Genomic DNA, 18,407 nt, shown 5'->3' on the forward strand with positions numbered 1-18,407 from the left:
GGCGGCCACCCGGCCACGGGGGCCGCCCGCACGGCGGAAAGGAGTCCCGGGTCATGGCCGTCCAGCTCGACGCCCGCCCGCCGGTCGCACCGGCACCCCGCCCCACCCGTCCCGGCCTGGGCAACCGGCTCAGCCGGATCGACACCAAGTACTCGCCGTACCTGTTCATCGCCCCGTTCTTCCTGCTGTTCGGCGTCTTCGGGGCGTACCCGCTGGCGTACACGTTCTGGGTCTCGCTGCACGACTGGGACCTGCTCGGCGCCGAGCACCCGTTCATCGGCTTCGACAACTACACCCAGCTGCTCGCCGACTCGGACTTCTGGCACTCGGTCGTCAACACGCTGGGCATCTTCGTGATCTCCACGGTCCCCCAGCTGCTCGCAGCGCTCTGGCTGGCCAACCTGCTCAACCGGCAGCTGCGCGCCCGTACCACCTGGCGGATGGCGGTGCTGATCCCGAACGTCACGTCGACCGCCGCCGTGGCGATCGTGTTCGCGGTGCTGTTCGGCCGCGAGTTCGGCATGATCAACTGGCTGCTCGACCACGTCGGGATCAACGCGATCGACTGGAAGGCGAACCGGTTCGCCGCCTGGGTCGCCATCTCCACCATGGTCGACTGGCGCTGGACCGGCTACAACGCGCTGATCTTCCTGGCCGCCATGCAGGCCATCCCCCGCGACCTGTACGAGTCGGCGGCGATCGACGGCGCCGGCCGGGCCCGGCAGTTCTGGTCAATCACGGTGCCGCTGCTCAAGCCGACGATCATCTTCGCGGTCATCATCTCCACCATCGGCGGCCTCCAGCTCTTCACCGAGCCGCGGATGTTCAACTCCGGCACCAACGCGATCCGCGGCGGGCCGCTGCGGGAGTCGCAGACGGTGACCATGTACATGTTCGAGAACGCCTTCGCGCCGCACTACAACTTCGGCTACGGCTCGGCAGTCGCCTGGCTGCTGTTCGCGCTCATCGCTGTGGTCGCGGCGATCAACGTCCTGCTCCTGCGCCGGCTCGGCGGCGGCTCCCGCAAGGAGGTCTCCCGATGACCCGCCTCTGGTCGGCAAGCCGGCTCACCTACCTGGCGCTGACGCTCTCGGCCATCCTGTCGATCTTTCCGATCTACTGGATGTTCGTGGTGGCCAGCCGGACCAGCGACACGATGGGGCAGGTGCCGCCGCCGCTCACGCCCGGCGGCAACCTCGGCGCCAACATCGCCCGGCTGTTCGACAACACCGACGCGTACTTCCTGACCGGCCTGATCAACTCGGCGATCGTGGCCACCACCGTCACGATCTCGGTGGTGTTCTTCTCCACGCTGGCCGGGTTCGCGTTCGCCAAGCTGCGCTTCCGCGGGCGCAACGCGCTGCTGCTGGTCATCGTCGCCACCATGATGGTCCCCACCCAGCTCGGCGTGATCCCGCTCTACCTGCTGATGACGAAACTGAACTGGAACGACCGGCTGCCCGCCGTGATCGTGCCGGCGCTGGTGACCGGCTTCGGCGTGTTCATGATGCGCCAGTACGCGGGCCAGGCGGTCAGCACCGAGCTGATCGAGGCGGCGCGGATGGACGGCTGCAACACCGCGCGGATCTACTGGAACGTGGTGCTGCCCGCGCTGCGCCCGGCCGCCGCCGTCCTCGGCCTGCTCACGTTCATGACCACCTGGAACGACTTCCTGTGGCCGTACGCGGTGCTGAACGACCCGGAGAACCCGACGGTGCAGCTGTCGCTGCGGGCCCTCTCCGACGGGTACTACCAGGACATGTCGCAGGTGTTCACCGGCACGGCGATCGCCACGCTGCCGCTGCTGCTGGTGTTCGTCGTCTTCGGCCGCCAGATCATCGGCGGCATCATGGAAGGTGCGGTCAAGGCATGAGCAACGTCCGATTCCCGGAGGGCTTCGTCTGGGGCGGGGCCACCGCCGCGTACCAGATCGAGGGCGCCGCACGCGAGGACGGTCGCGGCCCGTCGATCTGGGACACCTTCAGCCGTACGCCGGGCGCGGTGTTTCAGGGCCACACCGGCGACGTGGCCTGCGACCACTACCACCGGTACGCCGAGGACGTCGCGCTGATGGCCGACCTGGGGCTGCGGGCGTACCGGTTCTCGGTGTCCTGGCCCCGCGTGCGGCCGGACGGCACCGGCCCGGTCGAGCCGCGCGGGCTCGACTTCTACGACCGGCTGACCGACGCGCTGCTGGACGCCGGCCTCGACCCGATCGTCACGCTCTACCACTGGGACCTGCCGCAGGCGCTGGAGGACCGGGGCGGCTGGACCGTCCGGGAGACCGCCGAGCACTTCGCCGAGTACGCGCTCGCCGTGCACGGCCGTCTCGGCGACCGGGTGCGCACCTGGACCACGCTCAACGAGCCGTGGTGCTCGGCCTACCTGGGGTACGGCTCGGGCGTGCACGCGCCGGGGCGCCGCGACGCCGGTGACGCGTTCCGGGCCGTACACCATCTGCTGCTCGGCCACGGCCTGGCGGCGCGGGCGCTGCGCGCGGCAGGCGCGGAGACGCTCGGGATCACGCTCAACCTGGCCGACGTGCAACCGGCGGACGCGGGCAGCGCCGCTGACGCCGAGGCGGTCCGGCTGGTCGACGGCCTGCACAACCGGATCTTCCTGGACCCGCTCACCGGCGGCGGCTACCCGGCGGACGTGCTGGCCCACGTCAGCCGGATCGTCGCGCCGGACTTCGTCCGGGACGGGGACGAGAAGCTGATCGCCGCGCCGCTGGACCTGCTCGGCCTGAACTACTACGCGCCCACCTACGTGGCCGGGCGGGCGGACGGCACGGGAGGTGCCGCGTACCCGGGCACCGCCGGGGCGGTCGAGTTCCTGCCGCCGGCCGGGCCGCTGACCGAGATGGGCTGGTCGATCGAGCCGGCCGGGCTGGCCCGGCTGCTGGAACGCGTCGCGGCCGACTATCCCGGGCTACCGTTGATGATCACCGAGAACGGCGGGGCGTTCCCCGACACCGACCTCGACGAGCAGGGCGGGGTGGCCGACGCCGACCGGGTCGCCTACCTCGACGGGCACCTGCGCGCGGCGCACGAAGCCATCGCCCGCGGCGTGGACCTGCGTGGTTATCTCGTATGGTCGGTGCTGGACAACTTCGAATGGGCCGAGGGTTACCGGAAGCGGTTCGGGATCGTCCACGTCGACTACCTGACCCAGCGGCGCACACCCAAGCGCAGTGCCCGCTGGTACCAGGAGGTGATCGCCCGGAACGGGCTGTGACGAGGTGGTGGTTACGGGGATGACGACGGCACAGCGACCGACCCTGGAGGCGGTGGCCCGGCTGGCCGGCGTGTCCCGGGCCACCGTCTCCCGGGTGGTGAACGGCTCGACCACAGTCGCCGAGCCGATCCGGCAGGCGGTACGCCGGGCGGTCGAGGAACTCGGGTACGTCCCGAACCTCGCCGCCCGCAGCCTGGTCACCCAGCGGACCGACTCGGTCGCGCTGGTGATGCCCGAGGCGGCCACCCGGGTCTTCTCCGACGACCAGGTGTTCCCGGGCATCATCCGGGGCGCGGCACAGGAGCTGGAGGCGGCGGACAAGCAGCTCGTGCTGATGCTCGCCGGTTCGCCGGCCGGGCACGAACGGGTCGAGCGGTACACCACCGGGCGGCACGTCGACGGGGTGCTGTTCGCCTCGCTGCACGGCGAGGACCCGCTGCCCGGCCGGCTGGCCCGCCTCGGCATCCCGGTGGTGTGCAGCGGCCGGCCGCTCGACGGCGCCGACGTGCCGTACGTGGACGTGGACCACGAGGGCGGCGTGAGCACCGCGGTCCGGCACCTGATCGCGAGCGGTCGGCGGCGGATCGCCACCATCGCCGGCCCGCAGGACATGGTCGCCGGGATCGAACGGCTGATCGGCTACCGCACCGCGATCACCGAGGCCGGGCTGCCGGAGCTGGTCGCGTACGGCGACTTCACCCGGGAGTCCGGCACCGCCGCGATGCGCGAGCTGCTCGCCGCCGACCCGGAACTGGACGCCGTGTTCGCCGCCTCCGACCTGATGGCGCACGCCGCCCTGCGCACGCTGCGGGAGGCCGGGCGGCGGGTGCCCGAGGACGTGGCGGTGATCGGGTTCGACGACATCGAGACGGCCGCCTACACCGAGCCGCCGCTGACCACCGTGCGGCAGCCGATAGTGGAGCTGGGCCGGTCGATGACCCGGCAACTGCTGCGCATCGCCGCGGGCGAGGAGGTCGAGCAGGCGCTGGTGCTGCCGACCGAGCTGGTGCTACGCGAGTCCGCGTAAGGAAGGGCCCCCTCTTAACGCCTCAGGTAGAGGAGGGGGCCCTTCTTAACAGCCCGCCGGGCGACCGCCCACCGCGCGTTAACCGGTCGCGGCGCGGGCGTCGGCGGGGCTAGGGTCCGCCGGATGAGTGGAGCCCTGATCCGTCCCGCCCGTGCCGAGGACGCGCCCGCCGTGGTGGCGTTGCGCGCGCTCGTCTACCCGTACCTGGTGCGGGGCGTCGAGTCGACCCGCCGCATGATCGCCGAACCACCGCCCGGCGAGGACTGGGCGGCCTGGGTCGCCGAGGCGGACGGGCAGGTCGTGGGCTGGGTGTCGGCGTACCGCAACACGCAGACGTCGACGCCCGGCGTGGGCGAGATCGCCACGCTGCACGTGCACCCGGAGCATCGCCGCCGGGGCACCGGCACCGCGTTGTTCGACACCGCGCTCGGTCATCTGCGGACGCTCGGGTCCACCCGGGTGCTCACCCACGCGCGTACCGAGTCGCTGCCGTTCGCGCAGCGGCACGGCTTCACACCCAGCCGGGAGTTGCGCTACTCGGCACTGGACCTGAGCACCGCCCCGCCGATGCCGCAGGCGCCGCCGGGCGTACGGCTGGTGTCCGCCGCCGGGCTCGACCCCCGCCTGGTGCACCGGGTGGATGCCGAGTCGTCCCGGGACGAGCCGGGGGACGTGCCGACGGACTCGCTCGACTTCGACCTGTGGCGGCACGAGTGCTGGGACAACCCGGGGCTGGACCGGGAGGCGAGCATGCTCGCCGAGGTGGACGGCGAACTGGTCGCACTCAGCCTGGTGAAGCGGGACGGCGACCGGATGTGGTCGGACTTCACCGGCACGCTGCCCGCGTACCGGGGGCGCGGGCTGGCCCGGCTGGCCAAGCAGGCCGCGCTGCACGCCGCCGCGGCGCGCGGGGTACGCACCGCGTACACCTCGAACGACGAGGCGAACGCGCCGATGCTGGCGGTGAACGAGCGGCTCGGCTACCGGCCGGTGGACAGCCAGTGGTCATGCCGGCGCAAACTCAGCTGAGCCCGGCGGCCACCCGCACCGCTGTGGCGTACGTGTCGGCGCCGAACAGCACCAGCCGCGCCTCGGCGACGTGCTCCGGGGTGGCCGCGTGCAGCACGCTGAGCGCCTGTGCCACCGCGTCCTCGACCGGCCAGCCGTAGATCCCGGCGGAGATCAGCGGGAACGCGATCCGGGTCGCGCCCAGCCCGTCGGCGACACGCAGGCTGTTGGCGTAGCAGTCGCGCAGCAGCGGCGAGCGGTCCTCGCGCGGCGAGAAGACCGGGCCGACAGTGTGCACCACCCAGCGCGCGGGCAGATTGCCGGCGGTGGTGGCGACCGCCTGGCCGGTGGGCAGCCCGCGCCCGTAGCGGGAGGCGCGCAACGCCCGGCACTCCTCCAGGATCGCCGGCCCGCCGCGCCGGTGGATCGCGCCGTCCACTCCCCCGCCGCCGAGCAGCGACGAGTTGGCGGCGTTGACTATCGCGTCGACCTGCTGGGCGGTGATGTCCCCCTCGATCAGGACGGTGTCCATCTCAGCTCTCCTCGACTGCCTGGCCCAGCGAGCGGCGGGCCAGCAGCGCGGCCCCGGCGACGGCGGCCGGCATGACGAGCACCGCGCCGAGCGGGATCAGGAAGCACAGGAAGACCGCCACCCCGAAACCGAGCGCTGTCGGCCGGTCGGCCCGCAGCCGCGCCCGCCGGTCCGGCAGCCGCATCCCCCGCCGGTAGAACGGCGCGCCCACCAGCTCCAGCGCCAGGAACCAGCCACCCACCAGGGCGCCGACCACCGGGACCACCGTCTGTCCCACCACCGGGATGAAACCGGCCGCGAACAGGGGTACGCCGATCAGCGCGGACAGCGCCACCAGGCGCAGCGAGTCGGCGAGGCTGCGTCGCAGCGAGGACCAGAACGGCACGTCCACCGCACCGGGGGCGCCGCCGAGGCGGTCCTCGACCCGCTCGGAGATCGCCTCGTAGAAAGGGTCGCCGATGACGAGCGTGACGGCGGTGAACGTGAGCACCCCGACCAGCCCGGCGACCCCGACCACCGCCAGCCCGGCGGCGACCCGCAGCAGCCCGCGCCAGGGCGACGACCAGTCGTCGGCGAACGGGGTGAGCCAGCCCGCCAGGTCGTCGACGAAGTAGAGCAGCGTGGCGAACAGGGCCACGTAGAGCGCGCCGGTGATCAGCGCCGGGATCACGCCGAGCAGCATCAGCTTCGGGCTGCGGACGTACATGCCGAAGCCGCGCAGCAGCAGCCCGGCGCCGCCGAGGAAGCGGGTGGCCGCGCCGGTGACGGGCGCGATCGTACGGGAGGCGTTCACGACGGCACAGCCTAATCTGCCGGTGCACCACAATGGGCCTGTGCGTGCGTCCCGGCTGATCTCGCTTGTGCTGCTGCTCCAGTCCCGGGAGACGATGACCGCCGCCGAGCTGGCCCGCGAGCTGGAGGTGTCCGAGCGGACCGTCTACCGGGACGTGCTGGCGCTCTCCGCCGCCGGTGTCCCGGTGTACGCGGACCGGGGCCGGGCCGGCGGCTACCGGCTGCTCGGCGGCTACCGGACCCGGCTGACCGGGTTGAGCCGGGACGAGGCCGAGGCGCTGTTCCTGGCCGGGCTGCCCGGACCGGCCGGGGACATGGGACTGGCCGACTCGGTGGCCGCCGCCGAGCTGAAGGTGCTCGCCGCGTTGCCGCCGAGCCTGCGGGACGCGCCCGCGCGTACCGGGCAGCGGTTCCACCTGGACGTGCCGGGCTGGTTCCGGGAGACCACGCCGCCGCCGGCCCTCGCCGAGCTGGCCCGGGCGGTCTGGCGGGACCTGATGGTGGAGCTGCGCTACCGGCGCGGGGACCGGGAGGTGGCCCGCACGCTGGCTCCGTACGGGCTGGTGCTGAAGAACGGGGTCTGGTACCTGGTCGGCCGGGTCGGTGACGGCTGGCGGACGTACCGGGTGGACCGGGTGGTGGCGGTCGAGGTGGGCGCCGACGGGTTCGACCGGGACGAGGACTTCGACCTCGGGGCGTACTGGCGGGAGCAGGCCGGCGCGTTCCTGCGCGAGCTGCTGCGGGAGCGGGTGACGGTGCGGCTCGGCCCGGCCGGGTTGCGGGCGCTGCGGCACCTGGTGGACGCGCCGTTCGTCTACACCGAGGCGGTGGACGCGGCCGGGCCGCCGGACGAGCAGGGGCGGCTGGTGCTGCGGCTGCCTGTCGAGTCGGTCGACGTCGCGTACGGCCAGTTGCTGGCGCTCGGCCCGGAGGTGGAGGTGCTGGCGCCGCCGCAGCTGCGGGCGCGCTTCGCCGAGGCGGCCCGCCGCGCGGCGGCGCTCTACACCGATCCGCCGCCCGACGGTCAGCGGTAGCCGTCCGGGTCGGCCGGCTTACCAGGCTTGACCACCTCCTCGTAGTAGCGGGCCCAGTGCGGGCGGCTGCCGTCGACGTCGGTGAAGCCGTACACCTGGGACAGGCCGCCGCTGTCCAGCGACCGGCCGTTCCAGCGGGCCCGGTCCGGGTCGGCGGCCAGTGCGGCCACCGCGCGCCCGACGAACGCCGGCGTCTCCGACATGACGAAGTGCGGTTCGGTAGTCGCGGCGTCGCGCCAGTTCGCCTCGGTGACGCCGTAGTGTTCGAGCATCGCCTCCGAGCGCAGCCAGCCGGGTGTGAGCGCGACGGCGGTGCAGCCGTGCAGGGCCAGCTCGTGCGCCTGGCTGAAGCCGAGCCGGTTCACCGACACCTTCGCCAGGTCGTAGAAGACCGACAGGCGGTACTCGCTGTCGTTGTGCTCCTTGGTGCCGTCGCCGACCTCGACGACCAGGCCGCCCGGGTTGCGGATCAGCAGCGGCAGCGCGAAGTGGCTGGTGATGATGTGCGTGTCGACAGCCAGCCGCAGCGTGCGGAACCCGGCGTCGAGCGGCTGCTCCCAGACCGGCTTCTCCCAGGTGATCAGCGGGTCCGCGCCCCAGACGTCGTTCACGAGCACGTCCAGGCGGCCCTGCTCGGCGTCGATCCGCTCGACCAGGCCGCGTACCTGCTCGGGGTCCAGGTGGTCGACTGCGACGGCGATCCCGGTGCCCCCGGCGGCGGTGACCAGCTCGGCGGTCTCCTCGATGGTCTCCGGCCGGTCCATCTCGGAGCGGCGCTCGCGGGTGGTGCGGCCGGTGGCGTAGACGGTGGCCCCGGCGGCGCCGAGCTGCACGGCGATCTGCCGCCCGGCGCCCCGGGTCGCGCCCGCGACGAGCGCGACAGTTCCGGTCAGTGGTGAGTTCATGGGACCACCGTGCAACAGATACCTGACAGCGGAAGTCCGGTTTCCCGGACGATCCGGATGGGCGATGATCACCGGTATGCACCTGCTGCTGTCCGGGATCGTCGGCTCGGTCGCGTACGGGCTGGCCGGTCCCGGCTCGGACACCGACCGGATCGGCGTGTTCGCCGCGCCCACAGTCGCGTTCCACGGTCTGCGCCCGCCCCGCGAGTCGGTGGTCACCACCGACCCGGACGTCACGCTGCACGAGGCGCGGAAGTACGCGCTGCTGGCGCTGAGCGGCAACCCGACCGCCACCGAGCTGATGTGGCTGCCCGAGGACTGCTACGAGACCCGTACCGGGTTCGGCGAGGAGCTGATCGCGATCCGGTCGGCGTTCCTGAGCGCGCCGCGCGTCCGCGACGCCTACCTCGGGTACGCCTCGCAGCAGTTCCGCAAGCTCGCCACCGCCCCGGCGGACAGCGGCGGGCGGCGGCGCTCGGCGAAGCACGCCCGGCACCTGGCCCGGCTGCTGCACCAGGGCCGGACGCTGTACGCGACAGGCGTGCTGGAGATCCGCCTCGCCGACCCGGAGTGGTTCCGCGCGTTCGGCGAACGGGTCGCCGGTGGCGCGCTGGGCGAGGCACAGGCCCTGGTGGCGGCCGCCGAGGCGGAGTTCGACCGGGTCCGCTCGCCGCTGCCGGAGCGCCCGGACGAGGAGACAGTGGAACGGTGGCTGCTCGCCGTCCGGGCGGCGTACCTGCCGCGCTGAGCGGTCACTGCACGTCGAACTCGTTGCCCTCCGGGTCGGCCATCGTGGTGTGCTCGCTGCCCCGGTCGGCGACCTCGGCCAGCACCGTCGCGCCGAGCGCGGTCAGCCGCTTCACCTCGGCCGCCCGCCCCTCCGGCCCGACGTGCAGGTCGACGTGGAGGCGGTTCTTCACCCGCTTGGGTTCGGGGACGGCCTGGAACAGGAACCGTCGGCCCAGCCCGGTGCCGCTGGCCGGGTCGACCGGGTCGTCCGGGTGGCGTACCGCCGCCAGCTCGCGCCACGCCTTGCGGCCGTCCACCTCGACGTACGCCTCCGGCGGCACCGCACCGGCGGCGGCCAGCCGCTCGATCAGCACGCTGTTGTCCTCGACCTGGTAGCCGAGCGCCTCGGCCCAGAAGCGGGCCAGCCCGATCGGGTCGGCACAGTCGATGACGAGTTTCCAGTCCCGGGCCATGTGTCCTCCGTGGTCAGCTGGTGTAACCAGTTATAGTGGTTACGTGACGGACGGCGCAAGCGGACTCACCCTGATCAGTCCCGAAGGCACTCGATACCGCTTCGACCCGGGCGCGCTCTGCCTGGAGCTGCTGACCACCGGCGGTCCGGGCGCGTTCGCCCGCTACGAGGTGCTGCACCGGCCGGACGACCTCGCGGGCTGGCTGGCCGTGTCCCGCCTGCGCCTGGACCCCGCCACCGTCACCGTCGACGCGGACGACCTGGCCGCCGCCCGTCGGCTGCGCGACGCGCTCTGGCGAGTGACGCAGGCGCGTACCCGCGACGAGACCCCGCCCGCCGCGGACCTGGCCGTGGTGAACGACGCGGCGGCCGGGCTGCCGCTGAGCCCGCAGGCCGGTCCCGACGGCAGCCGGTCCTGGCGTACGCCGCTGACCGGCGCGCAAGTGGTCGCGACATTCGCCCGGGACGCGGTCGACCTGCTCACCGGCCCGTACGCGGCCCGGATCCGGGAGTGCGGCGCACACGACTGCCAACTGGTCTTCGTGGACACCTCCCGGCCGGGGCAGCGCCGCTGGTGCGCGATGGAACGCTGCGGCAACCGGCAGAAGGCGCGCGCCCTGCGGTCCCGGCGTGCGCCCGGGTGACTCAGTCCGCCAGGCGCACGCGTACCCGGCGGTTGGCCCGTCCCTTGCTCTCCACCTTGACCACCTGGACCTTGCCGATCTGGGCGGTGGAGGCCACGTGCGTGCCGCCGTCGGCCTGCACGTCCAGCCCGACGATGTCGACGATCCGCACCTCCTGCTCCTCCGGCGGGATCAGGTTCGACTGGGTACGGATGATGTCCGGCAGGGCCAGCGCCTCGGCGCGCGGCAGCACCCGCACCGCCACCGACCGGTCGGCGGCCACCTCGGCGTTCACCAGCTCCTCGATGCGGGCCTTGAAGTCCGGCGGCACCTCGGGGAGGTTGAAGTCCATCCGCGCCTCACCCGGCTCCATGTTGCCGCCCGTGACGAGCGCGCCGAAGTCGCGGAACACCACGCCGCAGAGCACGTGCAGCCCGGAGTGGGTACGCATCAGCATGGTCCGGCGCGTGTCCTCGACCGCGCCGGCGACCTCGGTGCCGACCGGCGGCACCGGGTCACCCTCGGCCGGGATCAGCCAGAGGTCGTCGCCCTTGCGGGTGCCGACGATCCGGGTCTGTACGCCCTGCCAGAGAAGCACCCCGTGATCCGGCGGCTGCCCGCCGCCGCCCGGGTAGAACGCGGACCGGTCCAGCACGATGCCCTGCTCGGGATCGGCCGCCAGCACCCGGCAGGTCCACTCCCGCAGAGTCGGGTCGGCGAGGTCGAGCCGGTGCGTACGGCCGTGGTGTGTGACGCCCATGGACGGCGACGTTACCCGTTCAGGAACTCCGAGACGCGCTCCCGCAGGTCGGCGCGCTCGGTCCAGAGCACGCCGGGCCGGTCGTACACGTGCAGTGTGGCGTTGGGGAGCGCGGCGGCGAGCCGTTCGGCGACGGCGACCGGGTGCAGGTCGTCCTCGGCGGCGGCGATGACCAGCGCCGGCGCGGTGACCGCGGCGAGCGACCCGGCGTCGTCGAGCGGGGCCTGGGCGGGCAGGTCGGCCAGCCCCGGCGCGAGCCCGTCGCGCAGCAGCTGGTCGAGCCGTTGCCGCAGGTACGCCCAGCCGGCCGGGGTGTTGCGCACCGACGGCGGCAGTTCCAGCGACACCGCGTCGGCCAGTGCCGAGGCGTCGCCCTCGGCCACCGCGTCGAGCAGGCCGGTGAGCCGGGCGCGTGCCACCTCGCCGCGCGGCGTGTCCAGCACGGCGGGCAGGAAGAAGACGAGTCTCTCGAAGCGTTCCGGGCTCTCGGCGAGCAGCCGGCAGAGCGCGCCCGCGCCGAGGCTGGCGCCGAACGCCCGGGTCGCGCCGCCCAGGTCGGCGACGGCCCGCAGGTCACGGGCGAGGTCCAGGTAGCTCCACGGCCCGGGCGGCGAGTCGGAGCGGCCGTGCCCGCGGAACTGGAAGAAGATGCGCCGCCCGGTGACGCCGCTGCCGAACGGGCGGGTGGTGGCGATGCCGCTGCCCAGCCCGTGCGCGAACACGGTGACCGGGTCACCGGTGCCGGTGACCAGCCGTTCCAGGCTCACCCCGTGCGGGGTGGCGACCAGTTCCGTCTCCGGCTCGGGCAGCGCGGGGCGCCCGGTCCGGGGCGCGCCGGGGCCGGGCCCCCAGGTGCGGGGACCGCCGTCCGGCGGCGGAGGCCAGCGGAAACCTCTCACCAGGACCCTCGGCCGTCGTGCAGGTCCCGCAGGCCGGGCCGCACGTCGAGCAGGTAGATGAGACCCGCGGCGATGCCGATCAGTCCGAACAGGCTGATCGGGCCGAAGCCGAGCAGGGTCAGCAGCAGACAGACCGCCAGGATGGCGACCCAGCCGCCCTTGGGCAGCGTGCCGAGCGCGGCGAATCCGTCGCCGCGCTGGGTGACCGCGTGCACCAGCGCCACTCCCTGTACGACCAGGGCGAAGACGAGCAGGATCAGCTGGATCACGTCTTGGACTGCGAACGCGAAGATCGGCGCGGCGATGGCCATGGGGGCAAGCTTATGCCGAGACCCCGGAAACGTCCGACAAGACGTTGTCCGGGGTCCGGTGGAGCATCAGGTCACTCGGCGGCCGGGCGGGTCCGCTTCGTGGCCTTCGGCAGCTTCGCCGACGGGGTGGCCGGCTTGGTCGCCTTGGTGGCGGTCGTCTTGGCGACGGCCTTGGTCGCGGTCGCCTTGGTGGCGCGGGTGCGCTTCACCGCGGCCGGCTTGGCGGCCACCGCCTCGGCCACCTCGGCCGGGCTGGGCACCTCGGTCGTCGCGGCGGCCTTCGGCGCGGTCTCCGGCTTCGGGGTGATCTCGGCCTTCGGGGTCACTTCGGTGCCGGTGGCCTCGGTGGCCTCGATGTCGGCGTTCACCGTGTCGGCGGCCTCCAGCACGCCGGCGCCGACGACGCGCTCACCCCGGGCGACCAGCTCGGCGTACGCGGCCAGCGCGCGCTCCTGCGCGGCGTGCGCCCCGGCCACCACGACGGCGGCGTTGCGGGTGGCGGCCTCGCGGAGCTTGTCCAGGTTGGCGGCCTCGCGCAGCTTCTCCAGGTTCGCCGCCTCGCGCAGCTTCTCCAGGTTGGCGGCCTCGCGGAGCTGGTCGAGGTCGGTGGCGACGGCGCGCTCGCGCAGCCCGGTGGCGGTCTGGTTGGCGGTCTTCAGCGTCTCGGTGGCCTTCTGGCGCAGCTCGAAGCCGGTGACGACGGCCTTGCCGCCGAGGTCGGCGACGACCCGGGTGCCGAGGCCGCTGACCACCGTCGGCAGCTTGCGGAGCTGCTCCAGGGCCAGCTCACCGGCGCCGGCGGCGGCGTAGAGGGGTGCGGGGATGCGGTTGGTCTTCGGCTGGGTGGTCATGACTGCTCCTCTTCGGCCGCACCGGCGGCCTTCCGGGCCGCCCGGCGGGCGGTCGTGTCCTGCGGGGCGGCGGTGGTCGGGGCGGGCGCGGTGGTCGGGGCGGGCGCGGCACCCGCTTCGGTGACGGCTACCGATTCGAGGACCGCCTCGGTCGGCGTGCCCTCCGGCGTGACCGGACCGGTCGCGGCCGCGGCCACCGTCGCCGGGGCCTCCGGCGCGGAGGCCGGCTCGGTCGCGACCGTTTCCGTCGTGGCGGCCTTCTCGGCCGCCTCCGCCGTCGTGGCCGCCTCGGTCGCCTCGGCCAGGCGGGCGTTCTCGCGCCGGAACGTCTCGTAGATCTGGGTGAGCGACTGCTTCTGGGCCATGGTCAGCTCGGGGTCGACGGCGATCGCCGCGAGCACGCCCTGGCCCTCCTTGTCGTCCAGCAGCCCGGCACGCAGGTACATCGCCGGGGTGGAGACACGAAGTGCGCTGGCGAGCTGCTGGAGCACCTCGGCACTCGGCTTGCGCAGCCCACGCTCGATCTGGCTCAGGTAGGGATTGCTGACGCCCGCCTGCTCGGCGAGCTGGCGCAGTGAGATCTTCGCGTTGCGCCGCAGGTCGCGAATGAACCCGCCGACATCGGGAAGGTCCTTGCTGGTGGCCATGACTCAACGCTAGCTCGGCCCGCTAACTCCTGCAAGCAAAACGCTAGCCAGAGTTAGCAGGGTCACCGAAGGTGGGTTGCGGAGGCCATGTCCGGTCCGTACCGTTCTCCCCCGTGACCAAGATCGATATCAACGGCGCCCAGCTCGCGTACGACGAGAGCGGCACCGGAACCGCCGTGGTGCTGCTGCACGCCGGCATCGCCGACCGGCGGATGTGGCGCGGGCAGGTCCCGGCGCTCGCGCAGCGCCACCGGGTGATCGCGCTGGACCTGCGCGGCTACGGCGAGTCGGAGCTGCCGACCACGCCGTTCGCCCACCACGACGACGTGGTCGGGCTGCTCGACGCGCTGGGCGTCGAGCGGGCCGCGCTCGTCGGCTGCTCGTTCGGCGGCCGGGTCGCGGTGGACACCGCGCTCGCCCACCCGGAGCGGGTCTCGGCGCTGGCGCTCTTCGGCGCTCCGGTCTCCGGCAACGAGTGGTCCGAGGAGACCGAGCAGCTCTGGGAGGAGCTGGTCGGCGACGTGGACCCGGAGGACTTCGCCGCCACCGCCGCCGGCGAGGTGCGTTTCTGGGTGGTCGGCCCGACCCGCCGCCCGGAGGACGTCGACCCGGAGCTGATCCGGTTCGCCGAGGAGATGGACCGCCGGGCACTCGCCGCCGAGCAGGCGCTGAGCGCGATCGAGGTGGGCGAGCTGGACCCGCCGGCGATCGACCGGCTGGGCGAGCTGCGCGTACCGGTACTGGTCGGCACCGGCGCGGACGACCTGGCCGACATCCGCCGCCTGGCCGACCGCATCGCCGACGAGGCCCCCCACGGCGTGCGCATGCCGGACGTGACGAACGCGGCCCACCTGCTCCCCCTGGAGCGCCCCACCGAGACCAACGCCACCCTCCTGCCGTTCCTCCCCTGACCACCCCGACTCCCTCCCTTCGCCGCGTTGATCTTGCACTTGCAGCCCTCGGCACGCCTGGAATGCGCATTTCGCCGGGGCAGCAAGTGCAAGATCGCCGGGGGTAGAGGGCGGGGAAGGGTTACCAGGTGGGGCGGATGGCTCCTACCGGGAGGCCGCCGCCCAGCAGGGGCGGTTCGGCGTACTCGGTGAGGATGGGGGCGCGCACGTCCAGGCGTGCCAGGGCCGACACCAGGACGGGTGTGCGGGCCCTCGCGGCGCCGTCGTCGATCTTCAGAGCGACGGCGCCGACCTCCGGGATCGCCGCCGCGATCACACCCTCCGCGCCGATCTTGGCGAGCAGGCCGGGTACGCCGCGCATCAGCCGCGTGTCCTCCGCCTGGGTGCCGCCGACAAGTTCCGGGTACGCCCGCATCGCGTCCGCCACCGTCCGCTCGACGGTGCCCGGCTCGGCCTCGACCAGCCGCAGGAACGCCCGCGCCAGCCCGGTCAGCGAGACGGCCAGCACCGGTGCGCCGCAGCCGTCCACCCCGACCGCCGCCGCCCGCTCGCCGGTGAACTCCTCGATCGTGGCGGTCAGGCACTGCTGGAGCGGGTGCTCGGGCCGCCAGTAGCCGTCCAGCGGCCAGCCCGCGGCCAGGCAGGTGCGCACCATGCCGGCGTGCTTGCCGGAACAGTTCATCAGCACCCGGGCCGGGCCGCCGCCGGCCCGCAGCACCGCCTCCCGGGCGGCCTCGCCGAACGGCAGGTCCGGCGGGCAGTGCAACGCGTCCTCGGTCAGGCCGGCGTCGCGCAGCAGCGCTGTCACCCGCTCGACGTGGAACTCCTCGCCCGCGTGGCTGGCCGCGACGAGCGCGATGTCGGCCGGGTCGGTGAGCGGCAGGCCGGCCCGGAGCATGCCGATCGCCTGCATCGGCTTGCTCGACGAGCGGGGGAAGATCGGCGAGGTGACGTCACCGGCCCCGGCGACCGGCTCACCGGCGGCGTCGAGCACCACCACGGAACCCCGGTGGACTCCCTCCACGAAGCCGGACCGGACCACCTCGGCGAGCGGCACGCCGCCCTCGTACGTTTTTCCCACGGTATGGACCGTACCGAGGGGACGGACCCGGTCGGCGGCGGGGTGACCTGCGACGTCGACCGGGGCGGTACGGGGTCGGAGCGGGGTGCGCCGCTTACCGGACGGTAGCCGGGACGCCGAGCAGCGTACGGGCCTCGGCGGTGGTCAGCGGGGGCCGCTGGGCGAGCTGGGCGAAGCCGACCGCCCGCGCGACGAGCTGCATGTTGGACTCCACCGGACGCCCCTTGGCGTACGTGACCGTGTCCTCCATGCCGACCCGCAGGTGACCACCGGCCGACAGCGAGGCCAGCATCACCGGGATGGTGCTGCGCCCGATGCCGGTGGCCGCGAACGTGGTGCCCTCGGGCAGGTCGCGCACCATCTGCTGGGCCGCGACAAGGGTCGCCGTGGTGCCGGGCATGCCACCCGGCACTCCCATCACGAAGTCGACGTGCACGTGCCCGCCGTGCGGCAGGCCGTACTTGCCGAGCAGCCGCTGCAGGGCGGTGAGGTGGCCCAGGTCGAAGATCTCGTACTCGGGGACGACGCCCCGCTCCTGCATCCGGGTGTGCAGGTCGACGATGAACTCCCACCGGTTGAGGAACACGTCGTCGCCGAAGTTGACGGTGCCCATGGTGCAGGAGGCCATGTCGGGTGCGGCGTCGAGCACCGCCAGCCGGGCCGACTCCGGGTCGGTCACCGCGCCGCCGGAGGAGAGCTGCACGATCAGGTCGGTGCTCTCCCGCAGCGCCGCCACCGTGTCGCGCAGCCGCCCCTGGTCGAGCGTGGGCCGCGCGTCGTCGTCACGGATGTGGACGTGGATCACGGCGGCGCCGAGCGCCTCGCACTCCTTGGCCGTCAGCAGCAGCTCGTCGAGCGTCACCGGTAGCGCCGGCACCTCCGCCTTCGCCGACTCCGCGCCGGTGGGGGCAACCGTGATCAACGTCCCTGTCGTCATGCCCCGGATCCTAGACCGGTGCCCGGCGCCGGGTCGACCGGAGGATTTCCGGTTCAGGCGGCGTTAAGAAGGGACCCTTCCTCTACCGGAGGCGTTAATAGGGGGCCCTTCCTTACACGTCGATGGCGGCGGCGCTCTCGCCCACGAGCAGTCGGGCGTCGTCGGGCGTGTTGCGCTTCAGCACGGCGAGCGCCACCTGACCCAACTCGTAGTGCTGCACGGCGGTGCCCACGAAGCCGACGGTCCGGCCGTCGAGCGTCACCGGCGTACCGGCGACGGGCGGCTGGTCGCTCGCCACGCCGTCCAGGTGCAGCAGGACGAGCCGGCGGGGCGGCTTGCCCAGGTTGTGCACCCGGGCGACCGTCTCCTGCCCCCGGTAGCAGCCCTTGTCCAGGTGCACGGCCGGAGCGATCAGGTCCACCTCGGCCGGGATCGTCCGGTGGTCGGTGTCCACGCCGGCCCGGGCCTGCTTGGCGGCCACCCGGATCGCCTCGTACGCCCACAGCCCGGCCACCGGCACCCCGGCGCCGCGCAGCTCCGCCACCATTTCGTCCATGGCCGCCCGTGGCACGAGCAGGTCGACGCCGAGCGCCACCCGCCGGGCCCAGCCGCCGACCGGCAGCGGCTTGACGTCGTACACCGCTGACGGCCGCGCGGGCAGCTCGCCGGAACGGAACTTCGGACCCGGCACCGCTGCCACGTCGGGAGCGGCCAGCCCGGTGACGCCGAGCGTGTCGAGCGCGCCGGGCGCCTCCGGCCCGACGAGCGACAGCAGCGCGTGGTCGGCGGTGGCGTCGCGCGGGTCGACCTTGCTGAAGAACCGCATCTTCTCCAGGTATGACAGGAGGCCCTCGGTCATCCCCGGCTCGGTGTCGAGCCAGGTGGTCTCGCCGTCGTCGGCGACCATCGCGTGCTGCTCGACGTGCCCGTGCGGGGAGAGCACCAGCAGCTCGGTGCCCTGCCACGGCGCCAGCGCGGCCAGGTGCTGGCTGGTGAGCGTGTGCAGCCAGCCGATCCGCTCCTCGCCGGGCACCGCGACCACGCCCCGGTGCGAGCGGTCGACCAGGCCCACGCCGGTGGCCAGGAGCCGCTGCTCGCGCATCGGGTCGCCGTAGTGGGCGGCCACCGGGCCGACACCCGCCGCCCGGTGGGCCGGTTCCGGCTGGTCCCGGGTCTGGTCGTCGATGGCGTCGGTGGTCACCGCGCCCGCGATGTCGATCATGTGCGTTCCCCGTTCTGTGCGCAGCGGCCGCAGACCCCGAAGAGCGCGACATGCCCGATGTCGACCTTGAACCCGCGCTGCTCGTCCAGCTGGTCGGCGAGCGGGCGGAGCATCTCCGGGGAGATCTCGTCGATCGCCCCGCACTCCCGGCACACCAGGTGCACGTGCTGGTGCTCACCCGCCGCGTGGTAGGTCGGCGAACCGTGCGACAGGTGCGTGTGCGTCACCAGGCCGAGCCGTTCCAGCAGCTCCAGCGTGCGGTAGATGGTGGTGATGTTGACTCCGGCCGCGACCTCGCGGACCGCTGTGTGCACCTGCTCCGGGGTGGCGTGCCCCAGATCCAGGACGGCCTGGAGCACCAGCTGCCGCTGCGCCGTCAGCCGCAGCCCGCGCGAGCGGAGCATTTCCGCGAGGGAGGATTCGGACACC

At 73.3% G+C, this 18,407-nt stretch carries 22 protein-coding genes; 9 read left to right on the forward strand and 13 right to left on the reverse strand.

All coding sequences use genetic code 11. The features are described 5' to 3' along the window. Positions 1–53: 53 nt before the first annotated feature. From MICAU_RS28370 to MICAU_RS28390, 5 genes are all read left to right on the forward strand, one after another. Positions 54–1,043 carry a carbohydrate ABC transporter permease gene (locus MICAU_RS28370; protein WP_013288789.1) on the forward strand — a complete coding sequence of 330 codons (990 nt, stop codon included), beginning with the start codon at positions 54–56 and terminating at the stop codon, positions 1,041–1,043. Further along, positions 1,040–1,873, forward strand: a complete 834-nt coding sequence (locus tag MICAU_RS28375; protein ID WP_013288790.1) for a carbohydrate ABC transporter permease — start codon at positions 1,040–1,042, stop codon at positions 1,871–1,873. Before MICAU_RS28370 ends, MICAU_RS28375 begins: the two co-directional genes overlap by 4 nt. Beyond that, positions 1,870–3,237, forward strand: coding sequence for a GH1 family beta-glucosidase (locus MICAU_RS28380; protein WP_013288791.1), 1,368 nt, complete (start codon positions 1,870–1,872; stop codon positions 3,235–3,237). Before MICAU_RS28375 ends, MICAU_RS28380 begins: the two co-directional genes overlap by 4 nt. Before the next feature lie 19 nt (positions 3,238–3,256). Beyond that, positions 3,257–4,264, forward strand: a complete 1,008-nt coding sequence (locus MICAU_RS28385; protein WP_013288792.1) for a LacI family DNA-binding transcriptional regulator — start codon at positions 3,257–3,259, stop codon at positions 4,262–4,264. Between the two features lie 123 nt (positions 4,265–4,387). Continuing rightward, the gene (locus tag MICAU_RS28390) at positions 4,388–5,293 is read left to right on the forward strand and encodes a GNAT family N-acetyltransferase (protein WP_013288793.1); all 906 of its coding nucleotides are present in this window, start codon (positions 4,388–4,390) and stop codon (positions 5,291–5,293) included. Here MICAU_RS28390 and MICAU_RS28395 read toward each other — a convergent pair. Next, positions 5,286–5,804: an O-acetyl-ADP-ribose deacetylase gene (locus tag MICAU_RS28395; RefSeq protein ID WP_013288794.1), complete on the reverse strand. Its 519-nt coding sequence runs from the start codon at positions 5,802–5,804 to the stop codon at positions 5,286–5,288. The genes MICAU_RS28390 and MICAU_RS28395 overlap by 8 nt on opposite strands. A gap of 1 nt (position 5,805) precedes the next feature. After that, positions 5,806–6,597 (reverse strand): EI24 domain-containing protein, encoded by a 792-nt coding sequence (locus MICAU_RS28400; RefSeq protein WP_013288795.1) that lies wholly within the window; start codon positions 6,595–6,597, stop codon positions 5,806–5,808. A 40-nt stretch (positions 6,598–6,637) separates the two neighbouring features. On the opposite strand from MICAU_RS28400, the gene MICAU_RS28405 reads away from it, so the two are divergent. Next, a complete protein-coding gene (locus MICAU_RS28405) occupies positions 6,638–7,630 on the forward strand; it encodes a helix-turn-helix transcriptional regulator (protein WP_013288796.1) in 993 nt (330 codons plus the stop codon). Here MICAU_RS28405 and MICAU_RS28410 read toward each other — a convergent pair. Continuing rightward, entirely contained in the window at positions 7,621–8,535 is a 915-nt protein-coding gene (locus MICAU_RS28410) for an SDR family oxidoreductase (RefSeq protein WP_013288797.1), read from the reverse strand. The two genes, MICAU_RS28405 and MICAU_RS28410, sit on opposite strands and share 10 nt — an antisense overlap. A 76-nt stretch (positions 8,536–8,611) precedes the next feature. Here MICAU_RS28410 and MICAU_RS28415 point away from each other — a divergent pair, with 76 nt between their 5' ends. Continuing rightward, entirely contained in the window at positions 8,612–9,283 is a 672-nt protein-coding gene (locus MICAU_RS28415; RefSeq protein WP_030272171.1) for a nucleotidyltransferase domain-containing protein, read from the forward strand. 4 nt (positions 9,284–9,287) lie between these two features. Here MICAU_RS28415 and MICAU_RS28420 read toward each other — a convergent pair whose 3' ends face one another. Next, positions 9,288–9,737, reverse strand: coding sequence for a VOC family protein (locus MICAU_RS28420; protein WP_013288799.1), 450 nt, complete (start codon positions 9,735–9,737; stop codon positions 9,288–9,290). 43 nt (positions 9,738–9,780) lie between these two features. On the opposite strand from MICAU_RS28420, the gene MICAU_RS28425 reads away from it, so the two are divergent. After that, on the forward strand, positions 9,781–10,380 hold the full coding sequence (locus MICAU_RS28425; RefSeq protein WP_013288800.1) for a CGNR zinc finger domain-containing protein: 600 nt from the start codon (positions 9,781–9,783) through the stop codon (positions 10,378–10,380). A gap of 1 nt (position 10,381) precedes the next feature. Here MICAU_RS28425 and MICAU_RS28430 read toward each other — a convergent pair whose 3' ends face one another. From MICAU_RS28430 to MICAU_RS28450, 5 genes are all read right to left on the reverse strand, one after another. Further along, the gene (locus MICAU_RS28430; protein ID WP_013288801.1) at positions 10,382–11,119 is read right to left on the reverse strand and encodes an alanyl-tRNA editing protein; all 738 of its coding nucleotides are present in this window, start codon (positions 11,117–11,119) and stop codon (positions 10,382–10,384) included. An 11-nt stretch (positions 11,120–11,130) separates the two neighbouring features. Next, entirely contained in the window at positions 11,131–12,018 is an 888-nt protein-coding gene (locus tag MICAU_RS28435; RefSeq protein WP_013288802.1) for an alpha/beta fold hydrolase, read from the reverse strand. Continuing rightward, positions 12,015–12,329, reverse strand: coding sequence for a DUF2516 family protein (locus MICAU_RS28440; RefSeq protein ID WP_013288803.1), 315 nt, complete (start codon positions 12,327–12,329; stop codon positions 12,015–12,017). Before MICAU_RS28440 ends, MICAU_RS28435 begins: the two co-directional genes overlap by 4 nt. Before the next feature lie 71 nt (positions 12,330–12,400). Then, a complete protein-coding gene (locus MICAU_RS28445; RefSeq protein ID WP_013288804.1) occupies positions 12,401–13,180 on the reverse strand; it encodes a hypothetical protein in 780 nt (259 codons plus the stop codon). Beyond that, positions 13,177–13,827, reverse strand: coding sequence for a helix-turn-helix domain-containing protein (locus tag MICAU_RS28450; RefSeq protein ID WP_013288805.1), 651 nt, complete (start codon positions 13,825–13,827; stop codon positions 13,177–13,179). Before MICAU_RS28450 ends, MICAU_RS28445 begins: the two co-directional genes overlap by 4 nt. Positions 13,828–13,940: 113 nt before the next feature. Here MICAU_RS28450 and MICAU_RS28455 point away from each other — a divergent pair, with 113 nt between their 5' ends. Continuing rightward, entirely contained in the window at positions 13,941–14,738 is a 798-nt protein-coding gene (locus tag MICAU_RS28455; protein WP_225319748.1) for an alpha/beta fold hydrolase, read from the forward strand. A gap of 121 nt (positions 14,739–14,859) precedes the next feature. Here the strand turns inward: MICAU_RS28455 and MICAU_RS28460 are convergent, their stop codons facing one another. The 4 genes from MICAU_RS28460 to MICAU_RS28475 form a co-directional block, all read right to left on the reverse strand. Further along, positions 14,860–15,819 carry an asparaginase gene (locus MICAU_RS28460; protein ID WP_013288807.1) on the reverse strand — a complete coding sequence of 320 codons (960 nt, stop codon included), beginning with the start codon at positions 15,817–15,819 and terminating at the stop codon, positions 14,860–14,862. Positions 15,820–15,913: 94 nt separating this feature from the next. Next, positions 15,914–16,756 (reverse strand): beta-keto acid cleavage family enzyme, encoded by an 843-nt coding sequence (locus MICAU_RS28465; RefSeq protein WP_013288808.1) that lies wholly within the window; start codon positions 16,754–16,756, stop codon positions 15,914–15,916. A gap of 112 nt (positions 16,757–16,868) precedes the next feature. Continuing rightward, positions 16,869–17,978 (reverse strand): CAF17-like 4Fe-4S cluster assembly/insertion protein YgfZ, encoded by a 1,110-nt coding sequence (gene ygfZ, locus MICAU_RS28470; protein ID WP_013288809.1) that lies wholly within the window; start codon positions 17,976–17,978, stop codon positions 16,869–16,871. Further along, a complete protein-coding gene (locus MICAU_RS28475; protein ID WP_082171454.1) occupies positions 17,975–18,382 on the reverse strand; it encodes a Fur family transcriptional regulator in 408 nt (135 codons plus the stop codon). Before MICAU_RS28475 ends, ygfZ begins: the two co-directional genes overlap by 4 nt. Positions 18,383–18,407 lie beyond the last annotated feature (25 nt).

The organism is Micromonospora aurantiaca ATCC 27029 (genome assembly GCF_000145235.1).
Taxonomy (GTDB): Bacteria; Actinomycetota; Actinomycetes; order Mycobacteriales; family Micromonosporaceae; genus Micromonospora; species Micromonospora aurantiaca.